Source organism: Palleronia marisminoris (assembly GCF_900172315.1).
Lineage (GTDB): Bacteria > Pseudomonadota > Alphaproteobacteria > Rhodobacterales > Rhodobacteraceae > Palleronia > Palleronia marisminoris.
This window is the reverse complement of the sequence record NZ_FWFV01000008.1, coordinates 112,759-136,515: the sequence shown is the minus strand read 5'-3', so window position 1 is coordinate 136,515 and position 23,757 is coordinate 112,759. Positions and strand designations below refer to the sequence as shown.

The following is a 23,757-nucleotide window of genomic DNA, read 5'->3' as shown; positions in this document are numbered from 1 at the left end:
GGAGAGGTCGGGCGGGCATCGCTTCCAATCGACCATGCATGCCAGAGTATCCATGGGAGGAGCAAAAATGGCTAACAAGATCAGCACGATGATTGCCGCCGGAGTCCTGACGGCCGCAACGGGACTGCCTGTCCACGCACAGGAGCATTCCTTCACGTTCCAGTCCGTCGATCCTGCGGGAAATCCAAATTTCGAGATCCAGGACGCGTGGGCCAACCGCGTCGGCGTGATGAGCGGCGGCCGCATCCAGATCGATCTTCTGCCGGTGGGCGCCGTGGTTGAATACAACGAGACCCAGGACGCCGTGGGGGCCGGAATCCTCGACGGGCACGTCACGGATGTCAGCTACTTCTCGGGCAAGGACCCGGCCTTTGGTCTGGTCGCGAACCCGATCGGCGCATGGTCGTCGCCGGAAGAGATGTTCCGCTTCATGCGCTACGGCGGTGGAAACGAACTGATGCAGGAGCTCGAAGAGCCCTACAACCTGCGTTTCGTTGGGGCGACGACGACCGGTCTTGAAGGCTTCGTCTCCAGAGAGCCGCTGGAGGGCGTCGATGATCTGAAGGGCCTGAAGGTGCGCGCGCCGGAAGGCCTGATCCAGCAGGTCTTCGCCGCCGCGGGCGCCGTTCCGGTGAACCTGCCCTATGCCGAGGTGTTCACGGCGCTCGACAAGGGTGTCATCGACGCCGCCGACTCCACCGTGTTCTCGACGAACCAGGCGGCGGGATTGCACGAGGCCGGAAACCACCCGGTCTACCCGGGTTTCCACTCGATGCCGCTGGTCGAAGTTTCCATGAACCTCGACGAGTGGAACAAGCTGCCCGAGGATCTGCAGGAGATCATGACCGTGTCGGTGCGCGACCTCGCCACGGACATGGTGGCGCAACTGTCGATCAAGGATCTCGAGGCCGTCGCCGAGGCCAAGGCGAACCCCGACATCACGGTGCACAACTGGTCCAGCGAGGACCGCGCGCGGTTCCGCACCATCGCCATGGAACAGTGGGAGAACGTCGCCGGTCAGTCGGAAAACGCCCAGAAGGTATACGACACCCTGACGACCTACCTGCAAGAGCAAGGCATGCTCGACTGAGCCTTCAGGGCGGGCAGCCTGGCAGTCCGCCCGACGCTCACCGCACTCACCCGGACGGAGAGCAATGGCACAACGCGACAACACGGCCCGCGAAGCGGTGGCCTCGCGGACACGGCCCCTGCCTCGGGCGGGGCTTCCCTACCTTGTGAGCTACTTGAGCACCTTCATGACGCTCGAGCCCGGCGATGTCGTCACCAACGGGACGCCCCCTGGCGTCGGGCCGGGTTGCGGCCGCAGGTCTTCCTTCGGGAAGGTGAGGTCATGGGCCTCGAAATCGACAGGCTGGGAGTTCAGGAGCAGAAATGCGTACGAAGAGCGGCAGGGTGACGGACCGCGCCGATACCGGGGTCTACGACTACATCGTCATCGGGGCAGGCTCGGCCGGGTGCGTGCTGGCGAACCGGCTGAGCGCGGATCCCGCTAACCGGGTCCTGTTGCTCGAGGCCGGCGGAAGCGACAACCGCTTCTGGGTGCATGTGCCGATGGGCTATCTCTATGCCATGGGCAATCCGTCGATGGACTGGTGCTTTCGGACCGAGGCAGAAGAGGGGCTCGGCGGGCGGGCTCTGAACTATCCTCGCGGCAAGCTGCTGGGCGGGTGCTCGTCGATCAACGGCATGATCTACATGCGCGGCCAGGCGCGAGACTACGACCAATGGCGGCAGATGGGCAATGCCGGCTGGGGCTGGGACGACATCCTGCCCTACTTCCGCAAGTCCGAGCATCACTGGGGCGCGGCCGACGCCTTCCACGGCAAGGGCGGCGAGTTGCGAGTCGAGCAGCAGCGACTGAGCTGGCCGATCCTCGACCACGTGGCGGATGCCGCCGAAGAGATGGGCATCGCCCGCACCGACGATTTCAACGACGGCGACAACGAGGGCGTCGGATACTTTCCGGTGACACAGCGGCGCGGGCTGCGGTGGAACGCACGGAAAGCCTTCCTCGACCCTGTGCGCAAGCGGCCGAACCTGCGGATCGAGACCGGTGCGCAGGTCGAACGACTCGTCCTCGACGGCTCGCGTGTGACGGGCGTGGATTACGTTGTGCGTGGAAAGCCCAACCATGCGCGGGCGGGGCGCGAGGTGGTGCTGTCCGCAGGGGCCATCGGAACGCCGCAGATCCTAGAACTGTCCGGCATCGGCAATCCCGATCTGCTGCCGAAGCACGGGATCGAGACGCACCATTCGCTGCCGGGCGTCGGGGAGAACCTGCAGGATCACCTGCAGCTTCGGACCGTGTGGAGGATCACAGGCGCCAGGACGCTGAACGACCGCGTTGCGACCTCGTTCGGCAAGGCCGTGATCGCGCTCGAATATCTCGTCCGCCGCTCTGGGCCGATGTCGATGGCGCCGAGCCAGCTGGGGATCTTCTGCCGCTCGTCCCAGCGCGAAGAGAGCGCGAACATCGAGTTCCACGTCCAGCCACTGTCGCTCGACAGCTTCGGCTCGCCTCTGCACACCTATCCCGGCATGACGGTTTCGGTCTGCAACTTGCGCCCGGAAAGCCGGGGCAGCGTGCACCTGCGCGATGGCGATCTGGCAAGCGCGCCCGAGATCCGCCCGCGCTACCTGTCGACCGAAGGCGACCGCATCGTCGCGGTCGAAAGCCTGCGCACCGCCCGCCGACTCATGCAGGCGGATGTGATGCGGACCTACCGGCCCGACGAGGTGCTGCCGGGACCGCAGCTTGAAAGCGACGCCGAACTCGTGGAAGCGGCGGGGCGGGTCGGCACCACGATATTCCATCCCGTCGGCACCGCGCGGATGGGACAGGACCGGATGGCAGTCGTGGCCCCGGATCTCCGCGTCCATGGTCTGACGGGCCTCAGGGTAGCGGATGCTTCCATCATGCCGACCATCGTTTCGGGAAACACCCACGCGCCGGTCACGATGATTGCCGAGAAGGCCTCGGACATGATCCTCGCGAGCCGGTAGAGGTGCGCCATCGCGGGAGCGACGATTCTTCTGAAGGCACCCGCCCGAATGCCGTCGGGCGGAGACCCCAAAAAAGCGTTCCCGGCAGGATGAAGCTGAAGGCGAGGCCCGATCGTTGCCTCGCGATGCGCTGACCGTCAGGCGACCTTTTCGAGCCCGGGCTCCGGCGCGAGGCCAAGGGCGTGGATCACGTCGCGGGTCAGGGTCGGCTTGTTCAGGGTGTAGAAGTGCAGCTTGTCGACGCCTTCGCTCAGAAGATCCGAGCAGATCTCGGTGCAGATGGCGGTCGCGAGCAGGTCCGTGTGGTCGTCGCGCGCCGCGACTGCGAAGGCTTGGTCCAGCCAGGCCGGGATGACAGTGCCGGTGGCGGTGGCGAATTTGCGCACGCCCTTCCAGTTCTCGATCGGCAGGATGCCGGGCACGATCGGCGCGTCGATCCCCGCGGCGGCGCAGCGGTCGCGGAAGCGCAGGAACGTTTCGGCCTCGAAGAAGAACTGCGTGATCGCTTCGGTCGCACCCGCGTCGATCTTGCGCTTGAGGAAGTCCACATCCGCCTGGTCCGAGGGCGCCTCGGGGTGGCGGTCGGGGTAGGCTCCGACACGGATGGTGAACTTGCCGGTCTCGGCCAACGCCTCGATCAGTTCGATGGACGAGCAGAAGCCCTCGCCATGGGGCACGAAGGCGGCGCCGCCCGGCATGTCGCCGCGCAGCGCGACGATGTCGGTGATGCCGGCCTCGGCATAGCTTTCCGCGATCTCGAGCGTCTGCGCCTTGGAGGCATCGACGCAGGTCAGGTGCGCCGCAACGCGCAGGCCCGTCGTCTTGGCGATCGTCGTCACCGCCTCATGGGTGAGCTGGCGGGTGGTGCCCCCTGCCCCGTAGGTCACCGACACGAAGTCCGGCGCCGTGGGGGCAAGCACGTTGAGCGTGTCCCTCAGGCGGAACGAGGCCTCGAGGGATTTTGGCGGGAAGAATTCGTAGCTGACGCGGCACATCGGACTGACCCTCTTGTTTGACGCCTTGTCCCATGCCGTCCTTCGTGAGACAAACTCATAAAGTTGAAGACCATCATGAGTTCGACAGCATATGCATATCGAGTTCCGCCACCTGCGGACGATCAAGGCGATCCATGACGAAGGCGGTCTGGCGCGCGCGGCCGACAGGTTGAACATCACGCAATCGGCGCTGTCCCACCAAGTGAAGAACCTGGAAGACCAGGCCGGGGTCGAGCTGTTCCTGCGGCGATCCAAACCGTTGAAGCTGTCCTCCGCGGGGATGCGCCTCTTGCGCGCGGCCGAGCGGATCCTGCCCGAAGTGGCAGCGCTCGAGGCCGAGTTCGCGGGACTCGTCGCCGGCAGCTCGGGGCGGCTGCATATCGCTATCGAGTGTCACGCCTGCTTCGAATGGCTGTTCCCTGTGCTCGAGCAGTTCCGCCGCGCCTGGCCCGACGTGGATGTCGATATCCGCCCCGGCCTCGCCTTCGACGCCCTGCCCGCGCTGCAGCGCGAGACGGTTGATCTTGTCATCTCGTCCGACCCCGAAGAGCTGCCGGGCATCAGCTTCCTGCCGCTCTTCGACTACGAACCCGTCTTCATCGCCGCGTCGGGGCACCCATTGGCAGCCAAGGAATATGTCACGGCCGAGGATTTTGCCGAAGAAACCCTCATCACCTATCCCGTTCCGCCCGAGCGGCTGGACGCGTTCACCGAGCTTCTCATTCCCGCCGGCGTCACGCCGAAGGCGATCCGGCAGGTCGAACTGACGGCAATGATCCTGATACTCGTGGCCAGCCAGCGGGGCGTTGCCGTGTTGCCCGACTGGGTCGTGCGCGACGTCAAGCTGCAGTCGGACTATGTCACCCGGCCCCTGACGAAGACGGGCCTGACCCGCAGGTTGTATGCCGCAGTCCGGTCCGACGAATCGGACCGGCCGTTCATGGCGCATTTCACGCGGCTCGCGCGGACCGTGCCGTTGAAGATGATGCGTCGCTAGCTCAGTCGAGCGCTTTCAGCACACCGCGCAGGGTCTCGCCGATGCGGTCGATATGCTCCTGCTCGATGATGAGCGGCGGCGACATCGCGATGATGTCGCCCGTGGTGCGGATCATCAGCCCCTTTTCGAACGCATCGAGGAAAGCCTGGAACGCACGCTTGGTGGGCTGACCCTCCATCGGCTGAAGCTCGATCGCGCCGATCAGGCCGATGTTGCGTACGTCGATCACGTTGCGACAGTCGCGCAAGCCGTGGAGCATGTCGGCCCAGCGATCCTCGAGCTCCTGCGTGCGCTCGAACAGCCCCTCGTCGCGGTAGGTGTCGAGCGTTGCGAGCCCGGCGGCGCAGGCGACCGGCGTGCCCGAATAGGTGTAGCCGTGGAACAGCTCGATCAGGTGATCGGGGCCGTTCATGAAGGCGTCGTGGATCTCGGACGAGGCGATGACGGCACCCATGGGAATCGTGCCGTTCGTCAGGCCCTTGGCGCAGGTGATCATGTCGGGCGTGACGCCGAAGCGGTCGGCGGCGAAAGGCGCGCCAACGCGGCCGAACCCGGTGATGACCTCGTCGAAGATCAGCAGGATGCCGTGCTTGCGCGTGATCTCGCGCAGGCGCTCGAGGTAGCCCTTGGGCGGCAGCAGCACGCCGGTCGAGCCTGCGACGGGCTCGACGATGACCGCGGCGATGGTCTCCGCCCCGTGCAGCGCGACCAGCCGTTCGAGGTCGTCGGCCAGGTCGGCGCCATGCTCGGGCTGGCCACGGGTCCAGGCGTTCTGGGGCAGATGCGTATGCGGCAGGTGATCGACGCCCGGCACCAGCGGGCCGAAGACGCGGCGGTTGTTGACGATCCCGCCGACCGAGATGCCGCCGAAGTTCACGCCGTGATAGCCACGCTCGCGGCCGATCAGGCGGGTCCGGCCGCCCTGCCCCTTCGCCTTGTGATAGGCCAGAGCAATCTTCAGAGCAGTTTCAACGGCTTCAGACCCGGAGTTCGTGTAGAAAACGTGGTCCAGCCCTTCGGGCGCGATGGCGGCCAGACGGCTCGCCAGCTCGAACGCCTTGGGGTGGCCCATCTGGAAGGCAGGCGCATAGTCCAGTTCGGCCACCTGGCGCTGCACGGCTTCGACGATCTTCGGGCGGCAATGGCCGGCATTCACGCACCACAGCCCGGCGGTCGCGTCGAGCACCTCGCGATCCGTGTCGGTGCGATAGAACATGCCCTCGGCGCTGGTCAGCATCCGCGGCGCCGCCTTGAACTGGCGATTCGCGGTGAAGGGCATCCAGAAGGCGGAAAGATCGTTGGGGGCGTTCATGCGGGACTCCTTTGCCCCGACAGGGTTGGCGATGGCGCGCGGCGGCGTCAATCTCTGGCGTGCGCGATCAGGAGAGCTTACGCGCCCTCAGCCCCCGCTCGACCTCGAGGCCGAGGCCTTGCGCCAGCGACACGGCGATCGGCGCGACGTCGGGACGGACCATCAGGCAGGCGATCATCATCGCATCCTCGCGCGCGCCGTGGGTGGCCGTGGTGCACAGAAGCGCGAAGACCGCCTCGTCTGAGCAGAGGCTTGCACTGCCCGCCCCCTGCACCGCCAGCGGCCGTCGCGCATAGAGCGAGAGGATCTCCATCAACTCGCCGAAGCGCGACAGGATTCGCTCGGCTCGGGCGGCGCCGAACCGGCCGGTCATGTCCGCGGACAGGGCTGCCGTCTCGCCGCCCCATTGCCGGAAGGCGCGGATCCACCAGCCCTCGGCCGGCGGAAGGTCCGCAACGCAGCCCACCGGCGCGGTGCCGACGGACGTCTGTGGGCAAACGAACGGCTTCGACATCGTGCTCTCCGCTTTCGCTGAGTCGAATCCTACCGTTTTAATCAGGTTCGTCAATCTGCGCTGTGGGCCAAGCTGACGTTTCGGCAACCGGAAAACCACCTGCTTGGAAGGGCTGGACCATCGCCTCTGCACTTGCCAAGGTCGGCACATGACCGTCGGGCGAAAGACCCGGCGTCCACAACATCAGGGAGTCACTCCAATGAAATTTCGCCACACGCTCGCCGTCTCGGCGCTCGCGCTCTGCGCTGCCGGCGCCGCGTATGCCCAGGACCAGACGCTGGTCTATTGCTCGGAAGGCAGCCCCGAGGGCTTCGACCCGGCCCTCTACACTGCCGGCACGACGTTCGACGCCTCGAGCCACACCGTCTACAACCAGCTCGTCGAGTTCGAGACCGGCACCACCAACACCGTCCCCGGCCTCGCCGAATCCTACGAGGTCAGCGAAGACGGCACGCAGGTGACGTTCAAGCTGCGCCCCGGGGTGCAGTTCCACTCGAACGACCTGTTCACCCCCACGCGCGAGATGAACGCCGACGACGTGATCTACAGCTTCGAGCGCCAGGAAGGCGACGGCTCGTGGGAGTATTACAACTCCATGTCGATGCCCGACCTGATCGACTCGGTCGAGAAGGTCGACGACCTGACGGTCCGCTTCAACCTGACCCGCGCCGAGGCCCCCTTCATCGCCAATATGGCGATGGATTTCGCCTCGATCGTGTCGAAGGAATACGCCGACGCCATGGCCGAGGCCGGCACGCCCGAGATGATCAACCAGCGCCCCATCGGCACCGGGCCGTTCGTCTTCGAGGATTACCAGACGGACGCCGTGATCCGCTACTCGAAGAACCAGAACTACTGGAAGGACAACGAGCCCAAGCTCGACAACCTCGTCTTCGCCATCACGCCCGACGCCTCGGTCCGCCTGCAGCGCCTGCAGGCCGGCGAGTGCCACGTCATGCCCTACCCGAACCCGGCCGATATCGAGGCGATCCGCGCGAATACCGACCTGGAGCTTCTGGACCAGGAAGGGCTGAACGTCGGCTACCTCGCCTACAACACCACGCAGGAGCCCTTCGACGACCCGCAGGTCCGCAAGGCGTTGAACATGGCGATCGACAAGCAGGCGATCCTCGACGTGATCTTCGCGGGACAGGGCGAAGCGGCCAAGAACCCGATCCCGCCCACCATGTGGTCCTATAATGACGCCGTCGAGGATGACCCCTACGACCCCGAAGCCGCGCGCCAGATGCTGGAAGAGGCCGGCGTCGAGGACCTGTCGATGAAGATCTGGGCGATGCCGGTCCAGCGTCCCTACAACCCCAACGCCCGCCGGATGGCCGAGCTGATCCAGGAAGACTTCTCCGAGATCGGCGTCGACGTCGAGATCGTGTCCTACGAGTGGGGCGAGTATCTCGAGCGGTCGTCGGCCGTGGACCGCGACGGTGCGGTGCTTCTGGGCTGGACGGGCGACAACGGTGATCCGGACAACTTCCTGGCCGTGCTTCTGGGCTGCGACGGCGTCGGCGGTGCGAACCGTGCCCAGTGGTGCAACGAAGAGTTCGACCAGCTGGTGCAGGAAGCCAAGACGCTTTCGGACCAGTCCGAGCGCGCGAAGCTTTATGAAGAGGCGCAGGTCGTTTTCAAGGAGCAGGCGCCGTGGGCCACCATCGCCCACTCGACGACCTTCATGCCGGTCCGGTCCGAGGTCGAAGGCTACATCGTCCACCCGCTGGGCGGCCACCTGTTCGACACCGTCACGCTGAACCCCGACGGCTGATCGACCGATCGACGAGGCAGGGCGCGCGGCTTTCGCGCGCCCTGTCGCATTTGCGGGGGACCGACCGGAGGGTCAGTCGCCCCGCCGCCTTTTAACCCAAGGCCCCCTCTGCATGACCGACCGTTATTCCGAATTCCGCGACCTCGCCCGCCGGCTGCAGGTCGATGCCGTGGCCCTTGTGCCCGGCCCCAATCTCGCGCGTCTCGTGGGGTTTGAATTCCACACGAGCGAACGCCCCCTCGTCCTCGTGATCCCTGCCGAGGGTGCCCCTGCCGCGATCGTCCCCGAACTCGAGCTCGGCTCGTGGGAGCCTCTCGGCGTCCCGGGGAAGGTCTTCGACTGGCGCGACCAGACCGGCTACGGCCCCGCTTTCGACGCTCTGGCCCGCGACCTGCCGTTGCAAAGCGTCGCCGTCGAGGGCCAGGTCATGCGCGTGTTCGTCCACGACGCGTTGCGCGCGACCTACGGGACGCTCGACATCCGCGACCACGAGGCAGCGATCAGCGGCTTGCGCCTGTGCAAGACGCGACAAGAGATCGCAGCGCTGGAGCAGGCGATCGAGATCAGCGAGACCGCCCTGCGCGAAACCCTCGCCACCGTGCGCGTCGGCGACACCGAGACGCAGGTCGAAAGCCGCCTTCTGGGCGCGCTTTTCGCAGCCGGTGCCGAGGGGTTGGCCTTTCCGCCCATCGTCGCGGCCGGCGACAACTCCGCCCGCCCCCATGCCCATGCCCGCCCGGACTACGCGATCCGTCCCGGCGACGCGCTGCTTCTGGACTTCGGCGCCCGCGCCGGCGGCATGTGCGCCGACATCACCCGCACGGTGTTCGTCGGCGAGCCCTCGGCCGAAGCGCGCGAGGTCTACGAGACGGTTCTTGCCGCCAATCGCGCGGGCCACGCCGTCACGAAACCCGGCGTCACGGCGCATCAGATCGACGACGCCGTGGCCTCGGTTCTGGAGGCCTCTCCCTACGCCGACCGCATCCGGACCAAGACCGGCCACGGGCTGGGACGTGACGTTCACGAGGCTCCCTGGATCATGCGCGGGAACCACGCCGCCCTTGACACCGGGACCGTCTTCACCAATGAGCCCGGGCTTTACAAGCTGGGGGCGTTCGGCGTCAGGATCGAGGACGACATCCTCGTGACCGATGACGGCTCCCGCTCGCTGACGACTTTCCCGACCGAGCTGACGGTGATCTGATGCTGAAATTCTTCCTCTCGCGCCTCGGCACCTTCATCCCGACCTTCTTCGGGGTGACGCTGATTTCGTTCGCGTTCATCCGCGTGCTGCCGGGCGATCCGATCATCGTCATGGCCGGCGAGCGCGGCATGAGCCAGGAGCGCTACGAGGCACTGCGCGCGCAATACGGTTTCGACCAACCGATCTGGAAGCAGTTCTGGGACTACTTCACAGGAATCCTGCAGGGCGACCTCGGCAACAGCTTCGTGACCAACCGCCCCGTATGGGACGAGTTCTTCTCGCTCTTCCCCGCAACGCTGGAACTGTCGATCTGCGCCATCATCATCGCCACCTGCCTGGGTCTGCCCGCAGGCGTGATCGCGGCGGTCTACCGGGGAAAGTTCCTCGACCGGTTCTTCATGTCCACCGCGCTGATCGGGTACTCCATGCCGATCTTCTGGTGGGCATTGCTGCTGATCATCGTGTTCTCGGGCAATCTCGGCTGGACCCCGGTCTCGGGGCGGATCGGGTTGCTCTACTTCTTCGAGGACACGACCGGCTTCATGCTGATCGACTCGCTGCTGTCGGGGCAATCCGGCGCGTTCCGCTCGGCCGTGTCGCACCTGATCCTGCCGTCCATCGTGCTGGCGACGATCCCGCTGGCCGTTATCGCGCGCCAGACGCGGTCGGCCATGCTCGAGGTGCTGTCCGAGGATTACATCCGTACCGCCCGCGCCAAGGGCCTTTCGCCCGAGCGGGTGAACGGCGTCCACGCGCTCAGGAACGCGATGATCCCCGTCATCACGGTGATCGGCCTGTCCGTCGGCACGCTGCTTGCGGGCGCGATCCTGACCGAGACGATCTTTTCCTGGCCCGGCATCGGCAAGTGGATGGTCGATTCCATCTTCCGCCGTGATTATCCGGTCGTCCAGGGCGGCCTTCTGATGATCGCCGTGATCGTGATGATCGTGAACCTGCTGGTCGATCTGACCTACGGCCTCATCAACCCGAAAATCCGGAGTCGCTGAGATGGCCGACACCTCTGCACAGACCGGCCGCAACGTCCTGCGCGATGGGGGCACCCGGCCGACCCGCTTCCGCACCTTCTGGAACTCGTTCTCCGAGAACCGAGGTGCCGTGATCGGCTTGTGGGTCTTCCTGGCCTTCCTGTTCGTCGCGGTCTTTGCGCCGCTGATCGCGCCCTACGATCCGTCGGCCCAATTCCGAGACTATGCGCTGCAACCGCCCGTCTGGCAGGATGGCGGCGCCTGGGCCTTCCCCCTTGGGACCGACGCGCTCGGTCGCGACATGCTCAGCCGGTTGATCCACGGAGCGCGCTTCTCGTTCTTCGTCGGCATCGTGGTCGTCGTGGTTGCGGCGTCCGGCGGGATCATCATCGGGCTGATTGCCGGCTTCGCGCCGAAATGGCTCGACACGCTGATCATGCGCCTGATGGACATCATCCTGGCGTTCCCCTCGCTTCTGCTGGCGCTTGTGCTGGTGGCCGTTCTGGGCCCGTCGCTTCTGAACGCGATGATCGCGATCGCCCTCGTACTGCAACCCCACTACGTCCGCCTGACCCGCGCGAGCGTGCTGTCCGAGCGGGGCAAGGACTACGTCACCGCGTCGCGCGTCGCCGGGGCCGGTCAGCTCAGGCAGATGTTCATCACGGTGCTGCCGAATTGCCTTGCGCCGATCATCGTGCAGGCCGCGCTGTCCTTCTCGACCGCGATCCTCGACGCGGCCGCCCTGGGCTTCCTCGGGATGGGGGCGCAGCCGCCCACGCCGGAATGGGGCACCATGTTGGCCGACGCGCGCGAGTTCGTGCTGCGCGCGTGGTGGGTCGTGACCTTTCCGGGCATCGCAATTCTGGTCACGGTTCTTGCCATCAACCTCATGGGCGACGGGCTGCGCGACGCGCTCGACCCCAAGCTGAAGAGGAGCTGACATGAGCCTGCTGAAAATCCGCAACCTGTCGGTCACCTTCGCGACCTCCACCGGCCCGTTCCGCGCCGTGGACAAGGTCGATGTCGACGTGGACAAGGGCCAGATCCTCGCCATCGTGGGCGAGTCCGGCTCGGGCAAGTCCGTCTCGATGCTGGCGACGATGGGCCTTCTGCCCTGGACCGCCACCGTCACCGCCGACGAGATGAGCTTCGACGGTCAGGACCTGCGCACCCTGTCGGGCAAGGCGCGCCGTCGCCTCATCGGCAACGACCTCGCGATGATCTTCCAAGAGCCGATGTCGTCGCTGAACCCCTGCTTCAGCGTCGGCTTCCAGATCCGCGAGGCGCTGCGCAAGCACACCAGCATGGACCGCAAGCAGCGCCACGCCCGCTGCGTCGAACTGTTCGAGATGGTCGGCATCCCGTCCCCCGAACAACGGCTCAAGGCCTATCCGCACCAGCTTTCGGGGGGCATGAACCAGCGCGTGATGATCGCCATGGCGATCGCCTGCAAACCGCGGCTTCTGATCGCGGACGAGCCGACGACGGCGCTCGACGTGACGATCCAGGCGCAGATCCTCGACCTGCTGACCGGGCTCCAGAAAGAAACCGGGATGGGGCTGATCCTCATCACCCACGACATGGGCGTGGTGGCCGAAACGGCCGAGCGGGTCGCCGTCCAATATGCCGGCCAAAAGGTCGAGGACCAGACCGTCACCGACCTCTTCGCGACCCCGCACCACCCCTATACTGCCGCCCTGCTCGCCGCCCTGCCCGAGCGTGCGACGGAAAAGCACCTCCCCACGATCCCCGGCGTCGTTCCGGGCCAGCACGACCGACCGGTGGGCTGCCTGTTCAGCCCGCGCTGCCAATTCGCGGACGATCGCTGCCGCGCGATCGAGCCGCCGGTCCAGCCCGACGCCCTTGGCCGCGCGCTCTGCCATTACCCGCTGAACGCACCGGCCGAGGCACAGGCGCAATGACCACCCCTTACGCGACGAGCTACGGAGCCACCCCATGACCGCGATCATCGAAGCCCGGGATCTCGGCCGCGACTACGAGGTCGGCGGCGGGCTGTTCTCGAAACCCGGCATCGTCCGCGCCGTGGCCGAGACGTCGTTCAGCGTCGAGGCCGGCCGCACCCTTGCCGTGGTGGGCGAGTCCGGTTGCGGCAAGTCCACCCTCGCGCGCCTCGTCACCATGATCGAAGAGCCGACGTCGGGCAGCTTCTACCTCGACGGGAAGGAGGTCACGAAGGACCGCTGGCGCGAGCTGCGCAGCGACATCCAGATCGTGTTCCAAGACCCGTACGGCTCGCTGAACCTGCGCCAGAAGGTCGGCGCGATCCTCGAGGAGCCTCTGAAGATCAACCGCCCGAAGATGTCCGCGAAGGAGCGGCACGAGAAGGGGCGCGAGATGATGCGCCTCGTGGGCCTGCGCGAGGAGCATTACGACCGCTTCCCGCACATGTTCTCGGGCGGGCAACGCCAGCGGATCGCGGTCGCCCGCGCGCTGATGCTGGAACCGAAGCTGTTGGTGCTGGACGAACCCGTCTCGGCCCTCGACCTGTCGATCCAGAGCCAGATCCTGAACCTGCTGAACGACCTGCAGGAGCGGATGAACCTCGCCTACCTGTTCATCTCGCACGACCTTTCGGTGGTGCGCCACGTTGCCGACGACATCCTGGTCATGTATCTCGGACGTCCGGTGGAGTTCGGGCCGAAGGACGAGATCTTCGAGGCACCCCGCCACCCCTACACCAAGGCGCTGATTTCGGCGACGCCCTCGGCCGATCCGGCGAACCGGCGTGAGCGGATCAAGCTGGTGGGCGAGTTGCCCTCGCCGCTCGCCGTGCCACCTGGCTGCCCCTTTGCGCCCCGCTGCTGGAAGACCGAGGAGAAGTGCCGCGCCGAGCGCCCGCAGCTCACCGGCACCCCGCATCCCGCCGCCTGCTTCTTCCCCGAGAACTGAAGCGCGATGCCCCGCTCCTCGGACCACCCAATCGACCGAATCTTCCTCGACCGGCAGTCGCCGCGCTCGTTCACCGATGACGAGATCCCCGAGGCCGAGCTTCTGACGCTTCTCGAAGCGGCCAGGTGGGCGCCGTCATCGTCGAACATCCAGCCGTGGCGCTTCATCTGGGCGCGCCGAGGGACCGAGCAGTGGAAGCAGTTCCTGCCGCTCCTCCTTCCCGGGAACCGTCGCTGGGCGGATCGCGCCGCGGCACTGGTCTTCATCGTTTCGGCGACCGAGCGGGTGAAGTCGGACGGCACCTCGGCACCCTCGGCGACGCATGCCTACGATGCAGGCATCACCTCGGGATTTCTTGCGCTGCAGGCCCACATGCGAGGCTGGAGCACGCATTTCATGGCCGGGATCGACAAGGACGGCGCGCGCTCGGCGCTTCACGTACCCGACAGCTTCGCCATCCACACGGCAGTCGCCATCGGACGCCGTGGACCGGCCGAAGCTTTGTCCGAGGAACTGCGCGCCCGCGAGGTGCCGAGCGACCGCCGCCCCCTCGACGAGACCGCGTTCGAAGGCCGTTTTCCCGCTGATCCCTAGCGGGTCAGCGCCTTGCCCAGCTTCGGCAGCCGCGCACGCTTCAAGAGGGCGCGGAGGGGCATCCCCTCGCCCGACAGTCGCTCGGCGGTGGCGTGCACCGCCGCAACCACTTCTGCAATGTCGTCTGACGGCATGAGACGGGCGAGCAGCTGATCGGGATCGACACGTTCCACCCCTTCGGCAGCCAGCGTATGACGCGGGAAGTCCTTGGCGTTGAAGGTGCACAGTAGGTCGGCGCCCCCGGCGATCGCGCCGGCAAGGACGTGGACGTCGTTCGCATCCGGCAGGTGCAGCCGCGACAGGTCGCCCGCGCGCGGTTGAACCTCGGCCCCGGGCCAAGTGTCGCGAAGCAGAGCGACCTCGGCTCGCGCGATCTGCTCTCCCTCGGGCCCCAGCCGCGCGGCGGCGCGCGCCCATTCCTCAAGCACGCGGGGGCTCCAGAGCGGCTGGTAGAGCCCCCGGCCCGCGACGCCGATCAGGATCTCGCGCAGGACCGTGGGATAGAGGACGCAGGCGTCGAGGAAGACCTTCACAGGCGAAACGTCAGCGCCTTGAGGTAGCCCGACTCCGCCAGTTGCGGCAGAAGCGGGTGGTCCGGCGCGGCGAAGCCCGTCCGCACGATCTGTCCGCGCCGTCCGCCCTTGCCGATGCCCCGCGCGCTCGCGTTGCGGAAGGAGGACAGGTCGGCGGCGTGCGAACAGGAGCAGAGCGTGAGGTAACCGCCCTCGGCCACCAGCGGTGCGGCCAGGCGCGCGATGCGCTCGTAGGCCCGCAGCCCGGCCTCGCGCGCGGCCTTGGCGGGGGCGAAGGCCGGGGGATCGCAGACCACCACGTCGAACACGGCGCCCTCGGCCGCGAGGGCCTCCAGCGTGTCGAAGGCGTCGCCCTGCCGCGTCTCGAACCGGTCGGCGGTGCCGCTCGCCTCGGCGCCAGCCTGCGCGAGGTCCAGCGCCGCGGCCGACCCGTCCACGGCAACCGCATGCGTCGCGCCATTCGCGAGTGCGGCAAGCGCGAAGCCCCCCACATGCGAGAACATGTCGAGCACCCGCGCGCCGCGCGAAAGGCGCGCCACGGCGGCGTGGTTGTCGCGCTGGTCGTAGAATAGGCCGGTCTTCTGGCCGCCAGTCAGGTCGGCCATGTAGGTGGCCCCGTTCATCGGAACGGGGATCGGGCCGGTCGCGTCACCCCGAAGCACCGCATCCGCGTCGTCCAACCCTTCCAGCGACCGCGTCCGACCGGCAGCACTCTTGACCACGGTGGTCACGCCCGTCACGGCCACCAGCGCCTCGACCAGCAGGTCGAGCCGCGTTTCGGCCCAGGCGGCATTCGGCTGGATCACCGCCGCGTCGCCGAACCGGTCGATCACGACGCCCGGCAGCCCGTCCGCCTCGGCATGGACCAGCCGGTAGAACGGCGCGTCGTAGAGCCGCTCGCGATGCGCCAGCGCCCGCGCAAGCCGCGCCTCGAACCACGCCGCGTCGATCTGCGCCTCGGGGTCGCCGTCCAGCATCCGGCCGGTAATCTTGGAGGCCGGGTTGACCGCGACCAGCCCCATCGGCTGACGGTCGGCATCCTCGAGCACCGCGAGCGAGCCCGGCTCGATTCCCTTGGTGCGCCGGTCCATGACCAACTCGTTGAAATAGACCCATGGGAAGCCGTGGCGGATCGCCTGCGGCTTGGACTTGGGAAGAAGGCGGATTGAGGGGCGATCGTTCATGCCTCGCGCATACGCCTTCGCGTGCGACAAGAAAAGCGCCGGCCATTGGCTGGTAACGCTAACGACCCTATGTTACGCGGCGAACGAACCCACTCAGCCGGGGAGCGATCCCATGCCACTGAACGACACCATCGCCCGCGTCACCGAGCGCATCGTCGAACGCTCGAAGCCGCAGCGCGAGACCTACCTCGACCGCATGGCCCGGGCCGCCGACGAAGGCCCCAAGCGCGCGCATCTCAGCTGCGGCAACCAGGCCCACGCCTATGCCGCCATGGGCGACGAGCAGGAGCACCTTGCGACCGGGCGTCAGCCGAATATCGGGATCGTCTCTGCCTATAACGACATGCTCTCGGCGCACCAGCCCTACGAGCGGTTCCCCGACCTGATCCGCGCCGCCACCAAGAAGGTCGGCGCCACCGCGCAGGTCGCCGGCGGCGTGCCGGCCATGTGCGACGGCGTCACCCAGGGCCAGATCGGGATGGAGCTGTCGCTGTTCTCGCGCGACGTGATCGCACTGGCGACTGGCGTGGCGCTCAGCCACAACACGTTCGACGCGGCCCTTTACCTCGGCGTCTGCGACAAGATCGTGCCGGGCCTCGTCATCGGCGCGGCGACCTTCGGCTACATCCCGGCGGTGTTCCTGCCGGCGGGGCCGATGACCTCCGGCCTGCCGAACGACGAAAAGTCGAAGATTCGCCAGAAATTCGCCGCCGGAGAGATCGGCCGCGACGAGCTGATGAAGGCCGAGATGGCCAGTTATCACGGCCCCGGCACCTGCACATTCTACGGCACGGCGAACTCGAACCAGATGCTGATGGAGTTCATGGGCCTCCACCTGCCGGGCTCGTCCTTCGTGAACCCGAACACGCCGCTGCGCGACGCCCTGACGATCGCGGGCGTCGAGCGGGCGACCGAGATCACCAACCTCGGGAACGACTACCGTCCCGCCGCACAGGTGCTGGACGAGAAGGCCTTCGTGAACGGCATCGTCGGCCTCATGGCCACGGGAGGCTCGACGAACCTGCTGATCCACCTGCCTGCCATGGCGCGCGCGGCAGGGATCACGCTGGACCTCGAGGATTTCGCGGACATCTCAAGCGCGACGCCGCTGATGGCGAAGGTCTATCCCAACGGTCTTGCGGACGTGAACCACTTCCACGCCGCCGGGGGCCTGACCTACATGATCGGTGAGCTTCTGGACGCCGGTCTTCTGCATGACGACACGGTGACCGTCATGGGCGACGGCCTGAAGGACTACACGAAAGAGCCGAAGCTGAAGGACGATTCTCTGGTCTGGGAAGATGCCGCGCGCATCACCCAGAACGACAAGATCCTGCGCCCCGTCTCGGACCCGTTCCAGAAGACCGGTGGCATGGCGGACCTGCAGGGCAACTTGGGCCGGGCCGCCATGAAGATTTCAGCCGTGAAGGAAGAGTACCAAGTCATCGAGGCGCCCTGCCGCATCTTCGAGGATCAGGAGAGCGTCAAGGACGCCTTCAAGCGCGGCGAGTTCACAGAGGACACCGTGGTCGTGGTGCGCTTCCAGGGCCCCTCGGCCAACGGGATGCCCGAGCTGCACTCGCTGACCCCCACGCTCGCGGTGCTACAGGACCGGGGGCTGAAGGTTGCGCTTGTGACCGACGGGCGGATGTCGGGCGCGTCGGGCAAGGTGCCCGCCGCCATCCACCTCTCGCCCGAGGCGCATCACGGAGGCCCGATCGCCAAGCTGCGTGACGGCGACGTTATCCGCGTCAACGCCCAGGCCGGAACCATCGACGTACAAGGCGTGGACCTGTCCACCCGCGAGGCCGCCACCCGCGACCTGACCGACAATTCCCACGGCGTCGGGCGCGAACTGTTCGAGGTGTTCCGCCAGAATGTGGGCCTCGCCAGCACGGGCGCGGGCGTGGTGGTCTAGCCACCTCGCCCTCCACCCGGTACGCATGGCGCAACAGTCGAAGGAGACGACATGACCCCCGCCGAGGCCAGCAAGAAGACCGAGGCGCTCTGCCGCCGCGCCCCCGTGATCCCCGTGCTCGTCGTGCATGACGCCGCCCATGGCCGCCCGCTGGCCCAGGCGCTCGTGGCCGGTGGCCTGCCCGCGCTCGAGGTGACGTTGCGCACGCCCGCCGCGCTCGACGTGATCCGCGAGATGTCGCAGGTCGAAGGCGGGATCGTCGGCGCGGGCACCCTGCTGACCCCCGAGGATGTGCACAAGGCGATCGACGCCGGCGCGACCTTCGGCGTCTCGCCGGGTGTCACGGACCGCCTGCTCGACGCCGCCGAAGAGGCCGGCCTGCCCATGCTGCCCGGCATCGCCACCGCCGGCGAGGCGATGCGCCTCCTGGATCGCGGCTACACGGTCGCCAAGTTCTTCCCGGCCGAGGCCAACGGCGGCGCCAAGGCCCTGAAGGCGATCGGCGCGCCCCTTCCGCAGATCATGTTCTGCCCGACCGGCGGAGTCAGCCTCGAGAACGCGCGCGATTATCTGAGGCTGTCGAACACGCTCTGCGTCGGCGGCTCGTGGGTCGCGCCGCCGGAGAAGGTGACCTCCGGCGACTGGGACGGGATCACCGAGTTGGCGCTCGAAGCGTCGGCGCTGAACGCCAGCTGAGAGGACACCATGGCACAGATGATCCACAGCATGATCCGCGTCCTCCACGAAGATCGCTCGCGCGCCTTCTACGAGACGGCGTTCGGCCTGACCCTCGCCAACCGGCTGGATTTCGACGATTTCACGCTGGTCTACCTGTCGAACGCCGAAACCGCGTTCGAGCTGGAGCTGACCATCAACAAGTCCCGGACCGAGCCCTACGATCTGGGCGACGGCTACGGCCACCTTGCCGTGTCGGTCACCGACCTCGATGCCGAACACTCCCGGCTCACATCCGAGGGCTTCGAGCCGCGCGCGATCATCGAGTTCGCGCCCGGAGGAGAGAAGATCGCACGGTTCTTCTTCGTGGCCGATCCCGACGGCTACCAGATCGAGGTTCTGGAACGCTCGGGCCGCTTCGGCTGAGCCGTCAGGCGGGCGACAACCGCCCGCCGCGCCGGATCATCTGCACCGAGACCGCCTTGCCCGTGGCATCGTCGGTCTCGACCAGCAGGCCCGACAAGGTCGCCTCGCCCTTCGCAGGCTCGAACCGGCTTTTCGGCATGCCCGTGATGAATCGGCGCAGCGGCTCTTCCTTCTGCATCCCGATGACGCTGTCGTAGTCGCCGCACATGCCGGCGTCGCTCTGATACGCAGTTCCGCCCGGCAGGATCATCGCGTCGGCCGTCGGAACATGGGTGTGCGTTCCGACCACGACGCTGGCCTTGCCGTCGCAGTAGTGGCCCATGGCCATCTTCTCGGACGTCGCCTCGCAATGCATGTCGACCAGCGTGGCCTGAACCGAGGCCCCCAGAGCCGCGTTCTTCAGCACCGGCTCGATCGCCGAGAACGGATCGTCGAAGGGCCGCTTCATGAAGACCTGACCCAGCACCTGCGCCACCAGCACCCGGCGGCCCCGCGCCGTCTCGAACACCCGCGCGCCGCGGCCCGGCGCGGATTTGGAGAAATTCAGCGGCCGGACGATCCGTGGTTCGGCTTCGCAGAATTGCAGCATGTCCTTCTGGTCGAAGGCATGGTCGCCCAGCGTCAGCGCGTCGGCGCCTGCCTCAAGCAGCAGCTTCGCATGATCGGCCGAAAGCCCCGCGCCGTTCGTCGCGTTCTCGCCGTTGACCACGCAGAATTCGACGCCGAGTTCGTCCTTGAGGGCAGGAAGGTTGCTTTCGATGGCGGCGCGGCCCGCGCGCCCCATCACGTCGCCGAGGAACAGTAATTTCATGCCCCCTCCCTAGGCCCGCCCTCCCGCGGCGACAAGCGCCATTGAGGGCCGCGACCACAGCGACTATCTGCGGCGCATCTGAAACGGAGACACTCCATGCTGCGCACCGCCCTCGTTCTGTCGTTCCTTGCCGCCCCCGCTCTGGCCGAAAGCCACCTGCCTGCCATCATCGTCGAGGATGCGGTGATCTATGCGACCTCGCCCACCGCGAAGGCGGCTGCCGGCTATGTGACGATCATCAACGACAGCGATACCGCCTACACCCTGACCGGCATCGAGGCCGGGTTCCCGAAGGCGGAACTGCACGAGAGCATCATGGATGGCGACGTGATGCGGATGGAGCCACGCGCCGAGGGGTTCGACCTCGCCCCGGGCGAGACCCTGACGCTCGAGCGGGGCGGAAAGCACGTGATGTTCATGGGACTGGAACGGCCGCTCGTGCCCGGAACCGATGTGAAGGCGACGCTGATCTTCACCGACGAGGTTCGCATCCCCGCAACCTTCGACGTGCGCCGCCCCGGTCAGGCCGCCTCGGCCGGGCACGGCGACATGTCCGGCTCGGACACGGATCACAACGATCACGGCAACTGATCCACGCGATGCGGCGGGGCCCGCGCCGGCTCCGCCCACCTCGACTTAGTTCGGGAACAGGTCCGGCACGATCGTCACGATCGCCGGGAAGAACCACAGGATCGCCAGCCCCAGGATCTGGATCAGCACGAACGGGACCACGCCGCGGTAGATGTGGCCGGTCGTGACCTCTTTCGGGGCGACGCCGCGCAGGTAGAACAGCGCGAAGCCGAAGGGCGGCGTCAGGAACGAGGTCTGCAGGTTCACCGCGATCATGATCGTCACCCATTTCGGATCCATCGTGCCGCCGTAGATCACGGGACCGACGATTGGGATGACGATGTAGATGATCTCGAGGAAATCCAGCACGAAGCCCAGCACGAACAGCACCAGCATCACGATGAGGAACACCTTCATCTCGCTGTCGAAGCTGCGCAGGAAGTCCTGGATGTAGTGCTCTCCGCCGAAGGAGATCACGACGAGGTTCAGAAGCTGCGAGCCGATGAGGATGGTGAACACCATGCTCGTGACCTTCGCCGTCTCGCGCACGACCGGTGTCAGCACGCCGCCGGTCCAGAGCACGACGCAGGAGTACAGAAGCCCGAAGATCGCGAAGAGGTAGCAGGCCTGCGCAACCAGGTAGGCCACCCACTGCGCGAAGTTCGTTTCGCCGACGCCGACGCGCAGGTCGAAATTCACTCCAAGCAGAAGCATCACGATGATGGCGAGCGCCGACCCGATGATGATCCGGCCCGAGCGGCCGTCCTCTTTCAGCTTGCGGAACGCCGCGAGCATGATCGCACCCCCGGCCCCGAGCGCCGCGGCCGGCGTCGGATTGGTGATCCCCCCGAGGATCGACCCCAGCACCGCCACGATCAGCACGAGCGGCGGGAAGACCACGCGGACAAGGTCGTTCCGGGCGAGCCGCACAGCCGCTTCGCGCAGGGACCACAGGACCAGAAGGCCCGGCGCGAGCAGGATCAGCACCGTCGCACCGGGCGACGTGGTCGGCCCGATGAAGAGGATGTCGGCCAGCAGGCCCAGGACGATCCCGAGGCCCCCGATCGCCAGGGGCCGGGGCTCGTCCGCGGGCGCGATGCCGCGCGCGAAGGACAGGACCAGCGCCGCCCCCAGGAAGAATATCGCGATCCCCGTGCCGATGGGGGCAGCCGCGCCGGTCATGCGGACACGCTCGGCCGCGCGCTCTTCATCCGTGAGGCGGGTGGAGGTCTGCGCGACGCCGGACTCTTCGATCGCCTGCTGCTCGACCACGGCGCGGTCCCAGGCGCGCTGACCGTGCAGGTCGATCATCGCCTCCTGGCACTGCGGCGAGACGTTGGTGCGGAGCGACGCCACCTGCCCCTGGGTCGAGTAGGCGTCCACCACGATGGTCTGCGAGCCCATCAAGCCAGCGGCGCCCGCGATGAAGAATGCAGCGACCAGCGCCACCGGTACGCCCGCGAACCAGGTCAGCTTCTCGCCGCGCGTGATGTAGTCACCCGTCGCGCCGTCGCCCATGACCGGCGGCGCCTTCGACGGGTTCAGCACGGCATAGCCGAACGCATAGAGCCCGTAGAGCAGCGCGAGGAAGATCCCCGGCAGCAGCGCCGCCTGGAACAGCGTTCCGACCGACACGACCGCAACCTGTCCCAGATAGGTCAGCGCATCGCCGCACCCGGCCGCCTGCGCGCGCGCTTCCTGTGCAGTCGAATAGATGTCGCCGGCCAGGGTGCCCAGCAGGACGATCACGATAGACGGCGGGATGATCTGCCCGAGCGTTCCGCTGGCCGCGATGACGCCGGTCGCAAGTTCGGGCGAGTAGTTGTTCCGCAGCATGGTGGGCAGGGACAGCAGGCCCATGGTCACGACGGTCGCCCCGACGATCCCCGTAGAGGCGGCGAGGAACGTGCCGACCACCACGACCGCCACGGCCAGCCCGCCCGGCAGCGGCCCGAAGACGCGCGCCATGGTGGTCAGCAGGTCGTTGGCGATCCGCGAGCGCTCCAGCGTGATCCCCATGAGCACGAACATCAGGACGGCCAGCAGCGTCTCGATCGAGGCGCCGGCGAGGACGCGCTCGTTGATGCGGTTCACGATGAACGAGATGTTGCGGTCGAGGGCAAGCTCCCACCCGCCCTGGAACAGCGGCTGGGCGATGCGTGGCAGGTCCGGATAGCGGAACTGCGAGATGTCGAGCGGCGGCACCCCCTCGCTCAGCAGCGCGCGGTAGGCCGGGGAGCCGGTGTCTACCGCCTCGTGGATCAGGATGCCGGCCGAATCCAGCATGGCGAGGATCCCGAACGAGACGATGGCGGCGCCTCCGATGGCGAAGGCGACCGGAAAGCCCGACAGGATTGCGCCGAAAAGGCAGAGGAAAACGATGATGAGGCCGATCTCGACCCCGTCCAAACCAAAGAGCATCAGATGTCCCTCAAATCTCAGTGGCCGGACGCGGCAGCGTCGGCGGTGTCGAGGTCGAGGTATCGTCCCTCTGCGGCCGGACCCTCGCGCCATTCGAGGTACGCGCGGTAGAAGACCGCGACAGCCTGCAGCAGGACCATGGCCGCGAAGATGACCAGCAGCACCTTGAACAGGAAGTAGCCGTTGAAGCCGTTGGGGCTGAAGCTGACCGTCTCGACGTTCCAGCGCAGGATCGAGGCCTTGCGCATCATCAGGTCAAGCTGGTCCGAGGCCGAGACCTTGGGCGTCACCAGATGGCGCCACATGAAGAACCAGCCATAGAGCCAGATCACCACGCCCATCGGCATCATGAAGAAGAGCGCGCCGGCCATGTCGATGACCTTCTTGGTGCGGTACGAGGCGGGGGTGTAGAGCAGGTCCACCCGCACATGGCCACGCTGCACAAAGGTGTAGGCGCAGCAAAGCACGACGACCAACGCGTTATAGAGCCTCAGCTCTTCGGACCACCAGCTGACATCGAAGCTGAAGGTCGTGCCGAAGCCGAAGCCCAGCTGCGCCGAGGCGAAGACCCGTTGTGCGAAGACGATGACGATCTGCTGCAGGACCATCAGCAGCCCGGCCCAGGCGGCGACCCGGCCCACGCCGTTGGCGAAGCTTTCCAGCACCCGCACCGCGCCCCACAGCAGGCCCGTCCACCACAGGCCCACGGCGGTGAAGACGAGAAACGCGGTGAACACCACGAAGAAGAACTCGATCGAGCCGCCGTAGTAGATGAACCGGACGAGGCTCTCGCCGTTCGACCAGTCCAGCCACGCGCCCGGCTGGGTCAGCGCCCGCACCAGGTTCCACGGCGCCATCACGATGTTGGTGACGATCCAGACGATGGTGTCGATCACCCTTGTCCCT

The 23,757-nt window shown here is 66.9% G+C and carries 23 protein-coding genes; 15 read left to right on the top strand and 8 right to left on the bottom strand.

Annotated elements, in window-relative coordinates:
* The first annotated feature begins 67 nt into the window (after window positions 1-67).
* The 3 genes from PAM7066_RS13945 to PAM7066_RS13940 all read left to right on the top strand — a co-directional run bounded on the left by PAM7066_RS13945 (window position 68) and on the right by PAM7066_RS13940 (window position 3,024).
* The gene (locus tag PAM7066_RS13945; RefSeq protein ID WP_085854841.1) at window positions 68-1,090 is read left to right on the top strand and encodes a TRAP transporter substrate-binding protein; all 1,023 of its coding nucleotides are present in this window, start codon (window positions 68-70) and stop codon (window positions 1,088-1,090) included.
* Between the two features lie 64 nt (window positions 1,091-1,154).
* Window positions 1,155-1,514 (top strand): fumarylacetoacetate hydrolase family protein, encoded by a 360-nt coding sequence (locus PAM7066_RS19655; protein ID WP_370738094.1) that lies wholly within the window; start codon window positions 1,155-1,157, stop codon window positions 1,512-1,514.
* Window positions 1,414-3,024 (top strand): GMC family oxidoreductase, encoded by a 1,611-nt coding sequence (locus PAM7066_RS13940; protein ID WP_370738095.1) that lies wholly within the window; start codon window positions 1,414-1,416, stop codon window positions 3,022-3,024. Before PAM7066_RS19655 ends, PAM7066_RS13940 begins: the two co-directional genes overlap by 101 nt.
* Window positions 3,025-3,161: 137 nt before the next feature.
* Here the strand turns inward: PAM7066_RS13940 and metF are convergent, their stop codons facing one another.
* Window positions 3,162-4,019: a methylenetetrahydrofolate reductase [NAD(P)H] gene (metF, locus tag PAM7066_RS13935; protein ID WP_085854839.1), complete on the bottom strand. Its 858-nt coding sequence runs from the start codon at window positions 4,017-4,019 to the stop codon at window positions 3,162-3,164.
* Window positions 4,020-4,110: 91 nt separating this feature from the next.
* Here metF and PAM7066_RS13930 point away from each other — a divergent pair, with 91 nt between their 5' ends.
* Window positions 4,111-5,016, top strand: coding sequence for a LysR family transcriptional regulator (locus PAM7066_RS13930; protein ID WP_085854838.1), 906 nt, complete (start codon window positions 4,111-4,113; stop codon window positions 5,014-5,016).
* Between the two features lies 1 nt (window position 5,017).
* Here PAM7066_RS13930 and aptA read toward each other — a convergent pair whose 3' ends face one another.
* On the bottom strand, window positions 5,018-6,328 hold the full coding sequence (gene aptA / locus PAM7066_RS13925) for an omega-aminotransferase AptA (protein WP_085854837.1): 1,311 nt from the start codon (window positions 6,326-6,328) through the stop codon (window positions 5,018-5,020).
* A gap of 67 nt (window positions 6,329-6,395) precedes the next feature.
* Window positions 6,396-6,842 (bottom strand): hypothetical protein, encoded by a 447-nt coding sequence (locus tag PAM7066_RS13920; RefSeq protein WP_085854836.1) that lies wholly within the window; start codon window positions 6,840-6,842, stop codon window positions 6,396-6,398.
* Window positions 6,843-7,041: 199 nt separating this feature from the next.
* Between PAM7066_RS13920 and PAM7066_RS13915 the strand changes: the two genes are divergently transcribed.
* From PAM7066_RS13915 to PAM7066_RS13885, 7 genes are all read left to right on the top strand, one after another.
* Window positions 7,042-8,619: an ABC transporter substrate-binding protein gene (locus PAM7066_RS13915; RefSeq protein ID WP_085854835.1), complete on the top strand. Its 1,578-nt coding sequence runs from the start codon at window positions 7,042-7,044 to the stop codon at window positions 8,617-8,619.
* Between the two features lie 112 nt (window positions 8,620-8,731).
* Window positions 8,732-9,823 carry a M24 family metallopeptidase gene (locus PAM7066_RS13910; RefSeq protein WP_085854834.1) on the top strand — a complete coding sequence of 364 codons (1,092 nt, stop codon included), beginning with the start codon at window positions 8,732-8,734 and terminating at the stop codon, window positions 9,821-9,823.
* Window positions 9,823-10,830, top strand: coding sequence for an ABC transporter permease subunit (locus PAM7066_RS13905; RefSeq protein WP_085854833.1), 1,008 nt, complete (start codon window positions 9,823-9,825; stop codon window positions 10,828-10,830). The genes PAM7066_RS13910 and PAM7066_RS13905 overlap by 1 nt, the downstream gene beginning before the upstream one ends.
* Window position 10,831: 1 nt before the next feature.
* Window positions 10,832-11,749 carry an ABC transporter permease subunit gene (locus PAM7066_RS13900; RefSeq protein ID WP_085854832.1) on the top strand — a complete coding sequence of 306 codons (918 nt, stop codon included), beginning with the start codon at window positions 10,832-10,834 and terminating at the stop codon, window positions 11,747-11,749.
* Between the two features lies 1 nt (window position 11,750).
* Window positions 11,751-12,731, top strand: a complete 981-nt coding sequence (locus PAM7066_RS13895) for an ABC transporter ATP-binding protein (RefSeq protein WP_085854831.1) — start codon at window positions 11,751-11,753, stop codon at window positions 12,729-12,731.
* Between the two features lie 34 nt (window positions 12,732-12,765).
* Window positions 12,766-13,719, top strand: a complete 954-nt coding sequence (locus PAM7066_RS13890) for an ABC transporter ATP-binding protein (RefSeq protein ID WP_085854830.1) — start codon at window positions 12,766-12,768, stop codon at window positions 13,717-13,719.
* A 6-nt stretch (window positions 13,720-13,725) separates the two neighbouring features.
* Window positions 13,726-14,313 (top strand): nitroreductase family protein, encoded by a 588-nt coding sequence (locus tag PAM7066_RS13885; protein ID WP_085854829.1) that lies wholly within the window; start codon window positions 13,726-13,728, stop codon window positions 14,311-14,313.
* Here the strand turns inward: PAM7066_RS13885 and PAM7066_RS13880 are convergent.
* Window positions 14,310-14,846, bottom strand: a complete 537-nt coding sequence (locus PAM7066_RS13880) for an RSP_2648 family PIN domain-containing protein (protein WP_085854828.1) — start codon at window positions 14,844-14,846, stop codon at window positions 14,310-14,312. The two genes, PAM7066_RS13885 and PAM7066_RS13880, sit on opposite strands and share 4 nt — an antisense overlap.
* Window positions 14,843-16,030: an RSP_2647 family RNA methyltransferase gene (locus tag PAM7066_RS13875; protein ID WP_085854827.1), complete on the bottom strand. Its 1,188-nt coding sequence runs from the start codon at window positions 16,028-16,030 to the stop codon at window positions 14,843-14,845. Before PAM7066_RS13875 ends, PAM7066_RS13880 begins: the two co-directional genes overlap by 4 nt.
* Before the next feature lie 112 nt (window positions 16,031-16,142).
* Here PAM7066_RS13875 and edd point away from each other — a divergent pair, with 112 nt between their 5' ends.
* The 3 genes from edd to PAM7066_RS13860 are packed head-to-tail and all read left to right on the top strand — an operon-like array spanning window position 16,143 to window position 19,049.
* Window positions 16,143-17,948 carry a phosphogluconate dehydratase gene (gene edd, locus PAM7066_RS13870; protein ID WP_085854826.1) on the top strand — a complete coding sequence of 602 codons (1,806 nt, stop codon included), beginning with the start codon at window positions 16,143-16,145 and terminating at the stop codon, window positions 17,946-17,948.
* 51 nt (window positions 17,949-17,999) lie between these two features.
* On the top strand, window positions 18,000-18,644 hold the full coding sequence (gene eda / locus PAM7066_RS13865) for a bifunctional 4-hydroxy-2-oxoglutarate aldolase/2-dehydro-3-deoxy-phosphogluconate aldolase (protein WP_085854825.1): 645 nt from the start codon (window positions 18,000-18,002) through the stop codon (window positions 18,642-18,644).
* A gap of 9 nt (window positions 18,645-18,653) precedes the next feature.
* A complete protein-coding gene (locus PAM7066_RS13860) occupies window positions 18,654-19,049 on the top strand; it encodes a VOC family protein (protein WP_085854824.1) in 396 nt (131 codons plus the stop codon).
* A gap of 4 nt (window positions 19,050-19,053) precedes the next feature.
* Here PAM7066_RS13860 and PAM7066_RS13855 read toward each other — a convergent pair whose 3' ends face one another.
* A complete protein-coding gene (locus PAM7066_RS13855; protein WP_085854823.1) occupies window positions 19,054-19,860 on the bottom strand; it encodes a TIGR00282 family metallophosphoesterase in 807 nt (268 codons plus the stop codon).
* Between the two features lie 96 nt (window positions 19,861-19,956).
* Between PAM7066_RS13855 and PAM7066_RS13850 the strand changes: the two genes are divergently transcribed.
* Window positions 19,957-20,451 (top strand): copper chaperone PCu(A)C, encoded by a 495-nt coding sequence (locus tag PAM7066_RS13850; RefSeq protein ID WP_085854822.1) that lies wholly within the window; start codon window positions 19,957-19,959, stop codon window positions 20,449-20,451.
* Between the two features lie 45 nt (window positions 20,452-20,496).
* On the opposite strand, the gene PAM7066_RS13845 is transcribed toward PAM7066_RS13850, so the two are convergent.
* Both PAM7066_RS13845 and PAM7066_RS13840 read right to left on the bottom strand, forming a co-directional pair.
* Window positions 20,497-22,851, bottom strand: a complete 2,355-nt coding sequence (locus tag PAM7066_RS13845; protein ID WP_085854821.1) for a TRAP transporter large permease — start codon at window positions 22,849-22,851, stop codon at window positions 20,497-20,499.
* Window positions 22,852-22,868: 17 nt separating this feature from the next.
* Window positions 22,869-23,747, bottom strand: coding sequence for a TRAP transporter small permease subunit (locus PAM7066_RS13840; RefSeq protein ID WP_085854820.1), 879 nt, complete (start codon window positions 23,745-23,747; stop codon window positions 22,869-22,871).
* Between the last annotated feature and the right edge of the window lie 10 nt (window positions 23,748-23,757).

Excerpts from the sequence above, each read along its gene's own strand:
- PAM7066_RS13945 (WP_085854841.1), top strand. The coding sequence starts at position 68 with ATGGCTAACAAGATCAGCACGATGATTGCCGCCGGAGTCCTGACGGCC.
- PAM7066_RS19655 (WP_370738094.1), top strand. The coding sequence starts at position 1,155 with ATGGCACAACGCGACAACACGGCCCGCGAAGCGGTGGCCTCGCGGACA.
- metF (WP_085854839.1), bottom strand. The coding sequence starts at position 4,019 with ATGTGCCGCGTCAGCTACGAATTCTTCCCGCCAAAATCCCTCGAGGCC.
- PAM7066_RS13930 (WP_085854838.1), top strand. The coding sequence starts at position 4,111 with ATGCATATCGAGTTCCGCCACCTGCGGACGATCAAGGCGATCCATGAC.
- aptA (WP_085854837.1), bottom strand. The coding sequence starts at position 6,328 with ATGAACGCCCCCAACGATCTTTCCGCCTTCTGGATGCCCTTCACCGCG.
- PAM7066_RS13920 (WP_085854836.1), bottom strand. The coding sequence starts at position 6,842 with ATGTCGAAGCCGTTCGTTTGCCCACAGACGTCCGTCGGCACCGCGCCG.
- PAM7066_RS13915 (WP_085854835.1), top strand. The coding sequence starts at position 7,042 with ATGAAATTTCGCCACACGCTCGCCGTCTCGGCGCTCGCGCTCTGCGCT.
- PAM7066_RS13910 (WP_085854834.1), top strand. The coding sequence starts at position 8,732 with ATGACCGACCGTTATTCCGAATTCCGCGACCTCGCCCGCCGGCTGCAG.
- PAM7066_RS13905 (WP_085854833.1), top strand. The coding sequence starts at position 9,823 with ATGCTGAAATTCTTCCTCTCGCGCCTCGGCACCTTCATCCCGACCTTC.
- PAM7066_RS13900 (WP_085854832.1), top strand. The coding sequence starts at position 10,832 with ATGGCCGACACCTCTGCACAGACCGGCCGCAACGTCCTGCGCGATGGG.
- PAM7066_RS13895 (WP_085854831.1), top strand. The coding sequence starts at position 11,751 with ATGAGCCTGCTGAAAATCCGCAACCTGTCGGTCACCTTCGCGACCTCC.
- PAM7066_RS13890 (WP_085854830.1), top strand. The coding sequence starts at position 12,766 with ATGACCGCGATCATCGAAGCCCGGGATCTCGGCCGCGACTACGAGGTC.
- PAM7066_RS13885 (WP_085854829.1), top strand. The coding sequence starts at position 13,726 with ATGCCCCGCTCCTCGGACCACCCAATCGACCGAATCTTCCTCGACCGG.
- PAM7066_RS13875 (WP_085854827.1), bottom strand. The coding sequence starts at position 16,030 with ATGAACGATCGCCCCTCAATCCGCCTTCTTCCCAAGTCCAAGCCGCAG.
- edd (WP_085854826.1), top strand. The coding sequence starts at position 16,143 with ATGCCACTGAACGACACCATCGCCCGCGTCACCGAGCGCATCGTCGAA.
- eda (WP_085854825.1), top strand. The coding sequence starts at position 18,000 with ATGACCCCCGCCGAGGCCAGCAAGAAGACCGAGGCGCTCTGCCGCCGC.
- PAM7066_RS13860 (WP_085854824.1), top strand. The coding sequence starts at position 18,654 with ATGGCACAGATGATCCACAGCATGATCCGCGTCCTCCACGAAGATCGC.
- PAM7066_RS13855 (WP_085854823.1), bottom strand. The coding sequence starts at position 19,860 with ATGAAATTACTGTTCCTCGGCGACGTGATGGGGCGCGCGGGCCGCGCC.
- PAM7066_RS13850 (WP_085854822.1), top strand. The coding sequence starts at position 19,957 with ATGCTGCGCACCGCCCTCGTTCTGTCGTTCCTTGCCGCCCCCGCTCTG.
- PAM7066_RS13845 (WP_085854821.1), bottom strand. The coding sequence starts at position 22,851 with ATGCTCTTTGGTTTGGACGGGGTCGAGATCGGCCTCATCATCGTTTTC.